Here is a 12045-nt window from a genome sequence, read left to right on the forward strand (position 1 = left end):
CGCATGGACTACGTGCAGCGGGCCCACGAGCTCCTCGCCGCCCACCCCGTCGTGGACGGCCACAACGACCTCCCCTGGGCCCTGCGCGAACAGGTCGGCTACGACCTCGACGCCCGGGACATCGCCGCCGACCAGCGCGGCCTGCTCCACACCGACCTGAACCGGCTGCGGGCCGGCGGGGTCGGCGGCCAGTTCTGGTCGGTGTACGTCCGCACCGACCTGACCGGCGACGCGGCCGTCAGCGCCACCCTGGAACAGATCGACATCGTCGCCGAGCTGATCGCCCGCTATCCGACGCACCTGCGCCGGGCGCTCACCGCCGACGACCTGGAGAAGGCCCGCGCCGAAGGCCGTATCGCCTCCCTGATGGGGGCCGAGGGCGGCCACTCCATCAACAACTCGCTGGGCACCCTGCGCGCCCTGTACGACCTGGGCGTCCGCTACATGACGCTCACGCACAACGACAACATCGACTGGGCCGACAGCGCGACGGACCTGCCGCGCCTCGGCGGGCTCTCCGCCTTCGGCCACGAGGTCGTCCGCGAGATGAACCGCGTCGGCATGCTGGTCGACCTCAGCCACGTCGCGGACGGCGTCATGCGCGACGCGCTCGCGACCAGCACCGCGCCGGTGATCTTCTCGCACTCCTCGGCCCGCGCCGTCTGCGACCACCCGCGCAACATCCCCGACGACGTGCTCGCGGCCCTCCCGGCCAACGGCGGCGTCGCGATGGCGACCTTCGTCCCGAAGTTCGTGCTGCCCGAGGCCGTCGCCTGGACCCTGGCCGCCGACCGCAACATGCGCGAGCACGGCCTGCACCACCTCGACACCACCCCGGTCGCGATGCGCATCCACGAGGACTTCGAGGCGGCCAACCCGCGCCCCGAGGCCACCGTCGCGACGATCGCGGACCACCTGGACCACATGCGCGCGGTCGCGGGCATCGACCACATCGGCATCGGCGGCGACTACGACGGCACGGCGTTCACCCCGCGCGGCCTGGAGGACGTCTCCGGCTACCCGAACCTGATCGCCGAGCTGCTGCGACGTCACTGGTCCGAGGGCGACCTCGCCAAGCTGACCTGGCAGAACTCCGTACGGGTCCTGCGCGACGCGGAAGCCGTGGCCCGCGACGAGCGGAGCGGACGCGGCCCGTCCCACGCGACGATCGCGGAGCTGGACGGCCAGGCCTTCGGCTAGAGGTCTCCCGACCCCGGGTCGAAGGGGCGAACGGTCGACGTCGGGCTCCGGAGGGCATCGCGCCCCTGGAGCCCGACGTCCTCCAGGCACTCAGGCACTCAGGCACTCAGGCCCTCAGGCCTTCGGGCGGCCCATGGCCCGGTACGTCCACCCGGCCTCGCGCCACACCGCACTGTCCAGGGCGTTGCGCCCGTCCAGGATGATCCGGCGGGCGGCCACCTCGCCCAGCTGAGCCGGGTCCAGCTCGCGGAACTCACGCCACTCCGTCAGATGCAGCACCACGTCCGCGCCGCGCACCGCCTCCAGCGCGGAGTCCGCGTAACCGAGCGTCGGGAACAGCCGCCGGGCGTTGTCCATCCCCTTCGGGTCGAACACGGTCACCTGGCCGCCCTGGAGGTGGATCTGCCCGGCGACATTGAGGGCGGGGGAGTCGCGTACGTCGTCGGAGTCGGGCTTGAACGCGGCGCCGAGCACCGCCACCCGCTTGCCGAGGAACGAGTCGCCGCCCACCGCCTCCCGGGCCAGCTCCACCATGTGGCCGCGGCGGCGCATGTTGATGGAGTCGACCTCGCGGAGGAAGGTGAGCGCCTGGTCCGCGCCCAGCTCACCGGCGCGCGCCATGAAGGCGCGGATGTCCTTGGGCAGGCAGCCGCCGCCGAAGCCGATCCCGGCCCGCAGGAACTTCTTCCCGATGCGGTCGTCGTGCCCGATGGCCTCCGCGAGCTTCACGACGTCCCCGTCGGCGGCCTCGCAGACCTCGGCCATCGCGTTGATGAAGGAGATCTTGGTGGCGAGGAAGGAGTTCGCGGAGGTCTTCACCAGCTCGGCGGTCGGGAAGTCGGTCACCACGAACGGCGAGCCCTCGGCCACCGGCCCGGCGTACACCTCACGCAGCAGCTTCTCGGCGGTCTCGCTGCGCACGCCCACCACGATCCGGTCGGGGTGCAGGGTGTCCTTCACGGCGAAGCCCTCGCGGAGGAACTCCGGGTTCCAGGCCAGCTCTGCGCCCTCGCCCACCGGGGCCAGCTCGGCGAGCCGGTCCGCGAGACGGGCGGCGGAGCCGACAGGGACGGTCGACTTGCCGACGACCAGGACGGGCCGGGTCAGATGCGGGGCCAGCGACTCGAAGGCGCTGTCCACATAGCTCATGTCGCACGCGTACTCGCCGTGCTTCTGCGGAGTGTTCACACAGACGAAGTGGACGTCACCGAACTCCCCGACCTCTTCCCAGGAGGTGGTGAAGCGCAGCCGCCCGGTGGACCCCTCGATACCGGCGACGTGCCGCTGAAGCATCTCCTCGAGCCCCGGCTCGTACATCGGCACACGACCGGTGGAGAGCAGCTCGATCTTCTCCGGCACCACATCCAGCCCCAGGACCTCGAAGCCCAGCTCGGCCATGGCCGCGGCATGGGTGGCGCCGAGATAGCCGGTGCCGATCACAGTGATCCTGAGGGCCATGGAGTGCTCCTGGAAGATACGGACGGACGTGCGGACCGAGCATAGTCGGGGACCGGGAAGCCGGAATTCACCGCTCCATCTGCCGGATACATCCGCTATGCCCCACCCCTGTCGGCAAGCTCACGTGCTCGTCACGTATGCCGTCGGGCGGTCGTCGCACTAAAATTGAGTTACTTAACGGTAGTTAGCATCTGGGGAGTGAGCGTCTTGGCGGGTTCGACCGATTTCGACCTGTACCGTCCGGCCGAGGAGCACGACATGCTCCGCGACACCATCCGCGCGCTCGCCGAGTCGAAGATCGCCCCCTTCGCCGCCGCGGTCGACGAGGAGAGCCGCTTCCCGCAGGAGGCGCTGGACGCCCTGGTCGCCTCGGACCTGCACGCCGTCCACGTCCCGGAGGAGTACGGCGGCGCCGGCGCCGACGCGCTCGCCACGGTCATCGTGATCGAGGAGGTGGCCCGCGTCTGCGCCTCCTCCTCCCTGATCCCGGCCGTCAACAAGCTCGGCTCGCTCCCGGTGATCCTCTCCGGCTCCGAGGAGCTGAAGCGGAAGTACCTGGGCCCGCTTGCCAAGGGCGACGCGATGTTCTCGTACGCCCTCTCCGAGCCGGACGCCGGCTCGGACGCGGCGGGCATGAAGACGAAGGCCGTGCGCGACGGCGACTTCTGGGTCCTCAACGGCGTGAAGCGCTGGATCACCAACGCGGGCGTCTCCGAGTACTACACGGTCATGGCGGTCACCGACCCGACGAAGCGCTCCAAGGGCATCTCCGCGTTCGTCGTGGAGAAGTCCGACGAGGGCGTCTCCTTCGGCGCCCCGGAGAAGAAGCTCGGCATCAAGGGCTCGCCGACCCGCGAGGTCTACCTCGACAACGTCCGCATCCCCGCCGACCGGATGATCGGCGAGGAGGGCACCGGCTTCGCCACGGCGATGAAGACCCTGGACCACACCCGCATCACCATCGCGGCCCAGGCCCTCGGCATCGCCCAGGGCGCGCTGGACTACGCCAAGGGGTACGTCCAGGAGCGCAAGCAGTTCGGCAAGCCGATCGCGGACTTCCAGGGCATCCAGTTCATGCTTGCCGACATGGCGATGAAGCTGGAAGCGGCCCGCCAGCTCACCTACTCGGCCGCCGCCAAGTCCCAGCGCGTCGACGGCGACCTCACGTTCTTCGGCGCGGCGGCGAAGTGCTTCGCCTCGGACGTCGCCATGGAGGTCACCACGGACGCCGTCCAGCTGCTCGGCGGCTACGGCTACACGCGGGACTACCCGGTGGAGCGCATGATGCGCGACGCCAAGATCACCCAGATCTACGAGGGCACGAACCAGGTCCAGCGCATCGTGATGGCGCGCAACCTGCCGTAACGGCCTTTTGCACAGCGCCCCTTGTACGGCCCCCGGTGATCCTGCCGGGGGCCGTACTCGTGCCCGCGTTCCCGCCCCGCGGCGGATCATCGACGCGTGATTCAGGGGGCGAGTGGGTCCGTGTCGTGGAAGACGATCTCCGCGCGGACCGGCCGGTCGGTCGCGGGCGGCTTGGACCACGCGACGCGCATTTTCATCGGCTTGAAGCCGTGCGGGCCGCCGCCCCGGAAACGGGCCAGCGTCACTCCGTCCTCGCTGAGGAAGAGGGCGACCGACAGAATCAGTGCGATCACCGAGAGAGTAGCGGGCACGAGAGTCCGGGACTCGGTCCCCGAATCGCTGCTGATCATCTTCACCGTGACCATGATGGTTACCGCGAGTGCGGCCGTCGCGATGAGCCCGATGGCAAGCCACAGCAGCTGGCGTGCCTTGGCGCGTGCCCGGCTGTGCAGCCGGAAGCCGACCATGTCACCACAGGTGGCGCACCGCAGATACCCGGTGCGGACACCCTCGGGCGGCCGGTCTACCCAGGCGGTCTGGAGCTGGTAGTAGTGGTAGGTGGTCGAGCCGCGGTGCTCGGTGTGCGTCCTGTGGATCAGCCGCATTCCGACCCTGGGTCCGATCTGCTGCACTCCGTCCTCCGCTCACCGTGGGCATCCCGGTCAGACCAAGGTACGGCTGAACTCGGGTGCATGCCCAGGCAGTTCGGCGAAGGACGGTGACGGGCTGCCTCCTGCCTCCGGCCGCCCCCACGTCGCGGCCGGTGGAGGCCGCCCTACCGCGGCGCGACGACCGCCAGCTCTCCCCGTACGGCCGTTCCGTCCGGCCGGGTCCATCCGGCGACGAGACGGCCCGACGCCCCCTGCTCGGGTTCCGACGCCCGCAGGACGCGGTTGATCCGAACGTCGGCTCCCTGGTCGACACCGGTTCCGTACACGGTGACGGTCGGGTCAAGGGTGTCGCTCAGGCTCTGGTGCTGCGGTGTCGCCTCGCCACGCAGAAGAGCGCTCAACTGCGCCAGGACCACCGGGTCGTGGGCGCCGTCGTAGACCCACCGGGTGCCGAGCACGCCGTGCTCCGAGGCGCCGATGAGCGCCTCGTCGGATACGCCCTCCAGCGCCGCTCCCCGGTAGCCCAGCGGCACCAGATACGCCACCGGCTCCTGCGCGGCGGCGACGTCCACCACGACCATGAACTCGATGCCGACCTCCCCGTCCGGATCGTCCAGCCGGAACCCGCCGGCCTTGACCAGGTCCGGTCCCGGGTCCGACGTTCCCGCGGCACCCACGTACCAGCTCTGCTTCGGCAACCAGCCGGTGATGAGCTCCAGCTTGGTGGGCGTCATGGTGGTGCGGTGGATGGCTGCCATGCGAGCTCCCTCTCCCTGTCCTCGTTCTTGTTTTGGCGACCTCTGGCCGCCACGTTCCCGAGATGATGGACTTCCTGCCGTGGTGACCATGACGACCCGAGCCCTCCAGGCCATCGACCGATTCCACAGCGTCCACCCGTGGGACCATAACGCTCACTACCACCGGTGGATCATGCGGCAGCTCCCTGTGCGCTTCGACAGGGCTCTGGACATCGGATCGGGCAGCGGAGACCTGGCCCGGCTCCTGGCCACGCGAGCCACGGCAGTGCGGGGCCTGGACGCGGACCGCGCCATCGTCGCGAGGGCCCGGGAACTCACGGACCCGGGTGCCCCCGTGACGTTCACCGCCGGTGACGCCCTGACGGAGACACCGCCCGGTCCCTACGACGTCATCACGTGCGTGGCCACCCTCCACCACCTGCCGTCGTTCGTCGAAGCTCTCACCCACCTTCGCCGGAACCTGGCACCGGGCGGGACCCTGGTCGTCGTCGGTGTCGCCCGCGCGCAGTCCCCCGGCGATCACCTCCTCGGCGTTGCCGCGATCCCGCTGAACATCGCCATGGCCTGGATCAAGAACAAGGGGCGCAGAGCACCACGGCCGGACTCCATGACCGCCCCCACCCGACCGGCGTCCATGACCTTCGCCGAGATCGTTCGCGACGCCCGCGGCGTCCTGCCCGGGGCCCGGCTGCGCCGACGCTTGTTCTGGCGCTACACGCTGGTCTGGCATCAGGGACCTACCGAGGGCCGTACGCCTGCGCCTAGGCTGGACCGATGATCATCTGGCTGAACGGAACCTTCGGCGCGGGCAAGACCACCACCGCGAAGGAGGTGACCTCGCTCCTTCCGGACTCCCGGCTCTTCGACACCGAGACGGTCGGCTGGATGCTCCGGCACGTCCTCGGCGTCCCGGAGAAGGACTTCCAGGACTTCCCGCCCTGGCGGGGCCTGGTGGTGGAGACCGCACGGCAGGTCCTCGACCACGTGGGCGGAACGCTGGTGGTCACGCAGACGGTCCTGGTCGAGGCGTACTGGCAGGAGATCCACGACGGCCTGACGAAGGCCGGAATCCCCGTGCACCACTTCCTTCTGCACACCGACCGGGACACCCTCGTCGGACGCATCGAGACCGACACCGCGCCGGAGAGCGCCGGTGCCCGGCAGTGGCGCCTGGACCATCTGACCGACTACGAGAGGGCCCTGCCCTGGCTCCGCCGGGAGGCTCAGGTGGTCGATACGACGGGCGTCGTGCCCACCCAGGTGGCGAAGACCGTCCTGCAAGGGGTCGCACCGACTGACCGCACCGACTGACCGCACCGGTTGACCGTCCCGACTGACCGCCCCTACGCGTCAGCGGACGACGTCGAAGACGTTCTTCTGGATGCCGTTCGCGTACGCCTCGTGCTCGACCAGCTTCAGCTTCTGGGCGTCCTTGTCCGTCGTGCTGAACAGGCGCTTGCCCGCGCCGAGGAGGATCGGGAAGACCAGCAGGTGGTACCGGTCGATCAGGTCGGCGTCCGCGAGGTTCCGGTTCAGCTCGGTGCTGCCGTGGACGATGATCGGGCCGCCCTCGGTCTCCTTCAGGGCGGCGACCTCGTCCAGCGACCGCAGGATCGTGGTCTCGCCCCAGTCGGACACCAGGTCGCCGTCGGTCAGCTTGGTGGAGACGACGTACTTCGGCATCGCCTTGTACCCGGTGAACTCCTCCATGCCTGGCCACACCGGGCTGAACGCCTCGTAACTGGCCCGGCCCAGCAGCAGGGCTGCGGCCTCGTCCTGCTCCCGCCCCTTGAGCTCGTACGCCTCCGGCAGGAACTCCACGTCCTTGAACGTCCACCCCGAGTTCCGGTAGCCGGGCTCGCCGCCCGGGGCCTCCATGACGCCGTCGAGCGAAACGAACGCGGTGCTGATCAGAGTGCGCATCGGGGTCTCCCGGGTATCTCGTACGGGCATCTCGTGCGGGTGGCCCGTGGGGCACCCACTCTTACGGATGTACTGACCGCGCACCCCGCCGAAACTCATCGGTCCAGCCGGGCCCATCCGTCCGGACCACGGCCGGTAGCCTCCCTCCCCATGACCGAACTCGACAGGCTGACCGCCCTCTTCAGCGCCCTGGGGGCGGATGCCGAGGCCCGCGACTGGGCCGAGTCCGAGGCGGAGGAAGGCCTGCCGCAGCTCGCCCGCTACCGCCTCCTGCGGACGGTGTGGCAGGACGTCGACGCCTGGGGCACGGCCGCCCCGCAGTGGGTGGACGCCTACCGCGCCGACGGGGCGGCCGCCGACGCCGTCGACCGGGCCCTCGCGGCCGGGCTCACCCCCGAGGACCTCGGCGCGCTGGCCCGCGAGGTCGCCAGGGAGACCGCGTTCGGGGTGCTGTACGCCCTGGCGGACCCGGCGGACGGGTCGCTCCCCGCCGAGGTGGAGGAGCAGTTGCCCGGCTGGCGGCTGGCGGAGCTGACCCCGGCCGGCGTACCGACCGGCCGCCATCTCGACGCCCTCCACGAGGACTTCGCCGAACTCGAACCGAAGGGGATCGCGCCGTGACCGACGTAACCGACGCGACCGACGTGACCTACGTGTCCGGCATGACCGACGTGACCACCCCCTTCGACGACGCCGAGCGGCGCATCTGGTCCGGGCGGGCCGAGGCCTACGCCCGCACCTACGCCCGGCTCTGCGCCCACCCCGTCGAGGCCCTCCTCGACGCCGCCGGGGCCGGGCCCGGCACCCGCGTCCTCGACGTGGGCTGCGGCAGCGGGACCGTGAGCGCGGCGGCGGCCGCGCGCGGAGCGTCCGTGTACGCCGCCGACGCCGACCCGGGCATGGCGGAGGCGACCCGCGTGGCGGTGCCGGACGCCGAGGTGCGCGTGGCCCGACTGCCCGAACTCCCCTACGAAGACGGCCACTTCGACGCCGTACTCGCCAACTTCGTGGTCAACCACGTCGGCCGCCCGCTGGCCGCCCTCACCGAGCTGCGCCGGATCACCCGCCCCGGCGGCCGGGTAGCGGTCACCATCTGGCGGTCGCCCGGAGCCCCCGGCCAGGCCCTGATCGGCCGAGCCGCGCAGGCGGCGGGCCTCACCCGTCCCGACTGGCTCCCGGCCCTCGCGCCCGAGGACGACTTCCCCCGTACGCGGGAGGGGCTCGCGGCCCTGCTCGGCGCGGCCGGGTTCCAGGGAGCGGAGTGCTCCGAAGTGGCTTGGGAGCACCGGTCCGACGTCGACGACTGGTGGGCCGGGCCCGAGCAGGGGATCGGCGCGATCGGCCAGGTCCTCAACAGCCGGGGCCCGGAGGGGGTCGCGGAGGCCCGGCGTGCGTACGACGAACTGTGCACCGAATTCCGTTCGGCGGACGGCCTGTTGGCCCTGCCGCATGTCGCGTTGCTGGCTCACGGGAGAGCGTAGGGGAGCACCGCATGAGGGCTCCGGTCGGATCCGCTGATGGAGAATCGTTTGATCACACAGATATCGTGACGCGCGAGGCGACTCGGCGAAGAGGGGGAGAGCCGCAGCCATGAACAAGAAGCACCTGGTCCTGCCCGCCGTGCTCGTCGTCGCGGCAGCGGTCGTCGCGACCGTTCACCTCTGGCCGACGGAGTTCAAGAAGCTGCGCGAGCGGAACCTGTGCCTGGGCATGCTGACGGAGCGGACTGCGGGCCTGCTCCAGGACGGCGAGGGCGGAGCCGTCGTGGTCGACGGGTTCATTCCGGAGGGCTCGGGATCCGTGTCCGGATCGGCGGACCCGATCTTCTCCACCATCTGCTTCGTCAATCGGGAGAACGCCGACGACAAGAGCGGCACGCGGCTCCAGTACACCTTGGACGTGCGGCCCACCGAAACGCTGAACGACCCCCCGAAGGGCTCCACCCCCATCGGGGAGGGCCTCACGGGCTGGGTGGGCCAGCGGCGGAGTGAGGTCCAACTGCCGGGCGGGTGCGCGAAGGAGATGAGGCGGCCCGACGCGCAGTACATCAGCGTCACCCTCAAGGTCTCACCGGTTGCCATCGTCGGACGGGACTGGGACTACGCGTCGCTGAAGAAGGACTCGCGCACCGTGATCCTTGAGGCCGTGGAGAACCTGACCAAGCAGTACGACTGCGCCGCCTGACACGCGGCGAACGAGTCGGCGCTCCCCGACGAGGCCGAGGACACGCTGCCCGCAGGCTGCCCTCTTCAGGCTAGGCCGCTTCCCAGTACTGGCCCCGGCAGTCGCGGCAGTGGCCCGGGTGCGGGGAGCGGAAGGCCCGGTCGCAGCCCTCGCAGGTCTGGAAAGGGGTGGGGGCCGTAGTGGTTCGGCGGGGCGGTACGAGGTCCTGAGCGCCGGGGAGCGGCGGCGGCAGGAGCACGGTGAGGCGGTGCCGGACGATCTTCGCCGGGTACTTGGGCGGCTGCGGAAGCTCGGTCGTCAGCGCATGGCGGATCGCGTCGGGATGCATGTCGCGCTCCAGCCAGGCGGCCACACCCGGGATCAGCTCCTCGATGTGCTCCTCGGAGAGCACCAGCTCCTTCGCGTGACGCCGCAGGTCGGCGAGGAGCGCGGAGGAGGCCTGCCGCAGCTCCGGGGTGAGTTCGCGGGGCTGGGGGAGCGGCGGGCGCGGCGACTTGGGCGCGGTGCGCGACGGGAGCGGACGGACCGGTGGGTGCGCTTCTGCCGGTACGGGGATGGGTCCGGGCGCAGGTTCAGGCACCGCAGCCGCCACCACGGGCACCGCAGGTGCCGCAGCCGCCATCACGGGCATCACGGGCGCCGCAGCCAGAGGTGCCGGCATGGGCTGCGCCGCCGCCGTCGCCAACGCCCCCGGCTGGTTGCAGAACACCGTACGGGTCGCCAGTCGGCCCTTCGTCAGGCTCACGCGGGTCCGGCTCAGGTAGCCGTGGTCCTCCAGCTCGTGCAGGGCGGCGGCGATCGTCGTCTCGCCCTCGGGGAAGCGGGCCGCGAGCGCCTTGATGCCGACCCTGGACCCGGTGGGCAGCGACTGGATGTGCACACCGATCCCGATCGCGGTGAGCGACAACTCGGAGTGCTGGGCGAGGTGGTTGCCGACGATCGTGAACCGGCTCGTGTGCGGGATCACGATGTGGATCACGCCGAAGGACGGCAGGGGCCCGGGAATCTCCGCCAGGGCGCGGGTGAGGGCGATATCGTGCTGGGTATCCATCGGGAAGCTCTTCTCTTCCTTGGTGGTCAGGTCCTCGCTCGGGATTGCCGTCCCGGCGGGGGCCGTCTCATGTCTGGGGTTGGTCAGCGTGAGCATATGCCTGCCAACCCGTGCAAAATCCAGCTCAGTTGGCGAATCTCACCCGTGTGGGTGACCAGCCCTTCCCGCAGCTGACCACCGGGATCGGGTGGGGTGGGGTTGGGTAATTTCTCTTGGTTCTTTAAGTACTTGATGTCGCGACCCGCCAGGTCGCGGTGGGCCACGACCCGGTGGACCCTTGCCGGGTCGTGACGCTCCACGACCCGGTGTGAGCAGCGATTTCGGGTGGATTTCCGAGGATCCGCCCCGCCTTCCGGCCCGCCGTCCCTACGCTGCGCACCATGGCTGACGAAGACGCGTCCGTGCCCGTGCCCGTGCCCGTGCCTGAGCCCGATCTCGACCTGGACATCGATCCGGCCGACGACTCGAGCGCGGTGATGGCCGCCGTGGGGCGGCAGGTCAAACTCTGGCGGGAGGCGGCGGGGCTGCGCGCCGCCGAGCTGGGCGCGGCCATCGGATACGGCGAGGACCTCGTCTACAAGGTCGAGGGTGGACGGCGCATCCCCAAGCCGGAGTTCCTGGACGGGACGGACCGGGTCGTGGGGGCGCGCGGCAAGATCTCCGCGATGAAGCAGGACGTGGCGGAGGCCCGGTATCCGAAGAAGGTGAAGGACCTCGCCCAGCTCGAACGGGCGGCGGTCGAGCTGGGCGCGTACGACAACCACAACATCAACGGGCTTCTCCAGACTGCTGAATACGCCCGCGCGCTCTACGAGATGCGGCGGCCGGCGTTCGGGCCCGACGAGGTCGAGCGGCATGTGGCGGCACGGATGGCGCGCCAGGAGATCTTCCGGCGGAAGCCGTTGACCATGCTCACCTTCGTCCAGGAAGAGGTGACGATCCGACGGCCGTTGGGCGGGCGTCCTGTGCTGCGACGCCAGCTCGAATACCTACTGGAGATCAGCCAGTTGCGGAACGTCGAGATCCAGGTGATGCCGACCGACCGGGAGGACCACGCCGGGATGGGCGGTCAGATGCAGCTTCTCAAGTTCAAGGACGGCAGCGCGGTGGGACAATGGGAGAGTCAGTTGTTCAGCCGCCTGACCTTCGACCCCAAGGAGATCCGGATCCTGGAGCAGCGGCTCGGTCTCGTCCGGGCCCAGGGCCTTACTCCACGGGAATCACGGACCTTCATCGAGAAAGTGCTGGGAGAGACATGACGCGCAAGACCTCGGGTGGAGACGCCTCCGCCCTGGAGTGGTTCAAGAGCAGCTACAGCAGCAACGACGGCCCCGCATGCGTCGAGGTCGCCGCCGCCCGCAGCACTGTGCACGTCCGTGACTCCAAGGACCTCGTCAGGTCCCCGCTCGGCTTCACCTCCGCCGCCTGGGCGGACTTCGTCCCGTACGCCTCCGGCAACTGAAGCGCACTCACGCACGTACGCACACGCCACCCG

14 protein-coding genes are annotated in these 12045 nt (G+C 70.3%); 9 read left to right on the forward strand and 5 right to left on the reverse strand.

Going from position 1 to position 12045, the window contains the following annotated elements; all coding sequences use genetic code 11:
* The first annotated feature begins 3 nt into the window (after positions 1-3).
* Positions 4-1200 (forward strand): dipeptidase, encoded by a 1197-nt coding sequence (locus ACIQPT_RS13230; RefSeq protein ID WP_401155498.1) that lies wholly within the window; start codon positions 4-6, stop codon positions 1198-1200.
* Positions 1201-1314: 114 nt separating this feature from the next.
* Here the strand turns inward: ACIQPT_RS13230 and ACIQPT_RS13235 are convergent, their stop codons facing one another.
* Positions 1315-2658, reverse strand: coding sequence for a UDP-glucose dehydrogenase family protein (locus ACIQPT_RS13235; RefSeq protein ID WP_401155500.1), 1344 nt, complete (start codon positions 2656-2658; stop codon positions 1315-1317).
* A 207-nt stretch (positions 2659-2865) separates the two neighbouring features.
* Between ACIQPT_RS13235 and ACIQPT_RS13240 the strand changes: the two genes are divergently transcribed.
* Positions 2866-4023 (forward strand): acyl-CoA dehydrogenase, encoded by a 1158-nt coding sequence (locus ACIQPT_RS13240; RefSeq protein WP_401155583.1) that lies wholly within the window; start codon positions 2866-2868, stop codon positions 4021-4023.
* A 101-nt stretch (positions 4024-4124) separates the two neighbouring features.
* Here ACIQPT_RS13240 and ACIQPT_RS13245 read toward each other — a convergent pair whose 3' ends face one another.
* On the reverse strand, positions 4125-4655 hold the full coding sequence (locus ACIQPT_RS13245; RefSeq protein ID WP_401155501.1) for a hypothetical protein: 531 nt from the start codon (positions 4653-4655) through the stop codon (positions 4125-4127).
* A gap of 143 nt (positions 4656-4798) precedes the next feature.
* Entirely contained in the window at positions 4799-5392 is a 594-nt protein-coding gene (locus tag ACIQPT_RS13250) for a 1,4-alpha-glucan branching protein (protein ID WP_401155502.1), read from the reverse strand.
* A gap of 88 nt (positions 5393-5480) precedes the next feature.
* On the opposite strand from ACIQPT_RS13250, the gene ACIQPT_RS13255 reads away from it, so the two are divergent.
* Both ACIQPT_RS13255 and ACIQPT_RS13260 read left to right on the forward strand, forming a co-directional pair.
* Positions 5481-6170 carry a class I SAM-dependent methyltransferase gene (locus ACIQPT_RS13255; RefSeq protein WP_401155504.1) on the forward strand — a complete coding sequence of 230 codons (690 nt, stop codon included), beginning with the start codon at positions 5481-5483 and terminating at the stop codon, positions 6168-6170.
* Entirely contained in the window at positions 6167-6703 is a 537-nt protein-coding gene (locus ACIQPT_RS13260) for an AAA family ATPase (RefSeq protein WP_401155506.1), read from the forward strand. Before ACIQPT_RS13255 ends, ACIQPT_RS13260 begins: the two co-directional genes overlap by 4 nt.
* A gap of 39 nt (positions 6704-6742) precedes the next feature.
* On the opposite strand, the gene ACIQPT_RS13265 is transcribed toward ACIQPT_RS13260, so the two are convergent.
* The gene (locus tag ACIQPT_RS13265; RefSeq protein ID WP_401155507.1) at positions 6743-7315 is read right to left on the reverse strand and encodes a dihydrofolate reductase family protein; all 573 of its coding nucleotides are present in this window, start codon (positions 7313-7315) and stop codon (positions 6743-6745) included.
* Positions 7316-7465: 150 nt separating this feature from the next.
* Here ACIQPT_RS13265 and ACIQPT_RS13270 point away from each other — a divergent pair, with 150 nt between their 5' ends.
* The 3 genes from ACIQPT_RS13270 to ACIQPT_RS13280 all read left to right on the forward strand — a co-directional run bounded on the left by ACIQPT_RS13270 (position 7466) and on the right by ACIQPT_RS13280 (position 9499).
* The gene (locus ACIQPT_RS13270) at positions 7466-7936 is read left to right on the forward strand and encodes a hypothetical protein (RefSeq protein WP_401155509.1); all 471 of its coding nucleotides are present in this window, start codon (positions 7466-7468) and stop codon (positions 7934-7936) included.
* A 41-nt stretch (positions 7937-7977) separates the two neighbouring features.
* A complete protein-coding gene (locus ACIQPT_RS13275; RefSeq protein ID WP_401155585.1) occupies positions 7978-8796 on the forward strand; it encodes a class I SAM-dependent methyltransferase in 819 nt (272 codons plus the stop codon).
* Positions 8797-8905: 109 nt separating this feature from the next.
* Complete coding sequence (locus tag ACIQPT_RS13280; RefSeq protein ID WP_401155510.1) at positions 8906-9499, forward strand: hypothetical protein; 594 nt, start codon at positions 8906-8908, stop codon at positions 9497-9499.
* Positions 9500-9569: 70 nt separating this feature from the next.
* On the opposite strand, the gene ACIQPT_RS13285 is transcribed toward ACIQPT_RS13280, so the two are convergent.
* Entirely contained in the window at positions 9570-10550 is a 981-nt protein-coding gene (locus ACIQPT_RS13285; protein ID WP_401155512.1) for a hypothetical protein, read from the reverse strand.
* A 380-nt stretch (positions 10551-10930) separates the two neighbouring features.
* Here ACIQPT_RS13285 and ACIQPT_RS13290 point away from each other — a divergent pair, with 380 nt between their 5' ends.
* Positions 10931-11809 carry a helix-turn-helix domain-containing protein gene (locus tag ACIQPT_RS13290; RefSeq protein WP_401155514.1) on the forward strand — a complete coding sequence of 293 codons (879 nt, stop codon included), beginning with the start codon at positions 10931-10933 and terminating at the stop codon, positions 11807-11809.
* Positions 11806-12012, forward strand: a complete 207-nt coding sequence (locus tag ACIQPT_RS13295; RefSeq protein WP_401155516.1) for a DUF397 domain-containing protein — start codon at positions 11806-11808, stop codon at positions 12010-12012. Before ACIQPT_RS13290 ends, ACIQPT_RS13295 begins: the two co-directional genes overlap by 4 nt.
* The last annotated feature ends 33 nt before the right edge of the window (positions 12013-12045 follow it).

Source organism: Streptomyces sp. NPDC091289, assembly GCF_044757365.1.
Classification (GTDB): Bacteria; Actinomycetota; Actinomycetes; order Streptomycetales; family Streptomycetaceae; genus Streptomyces.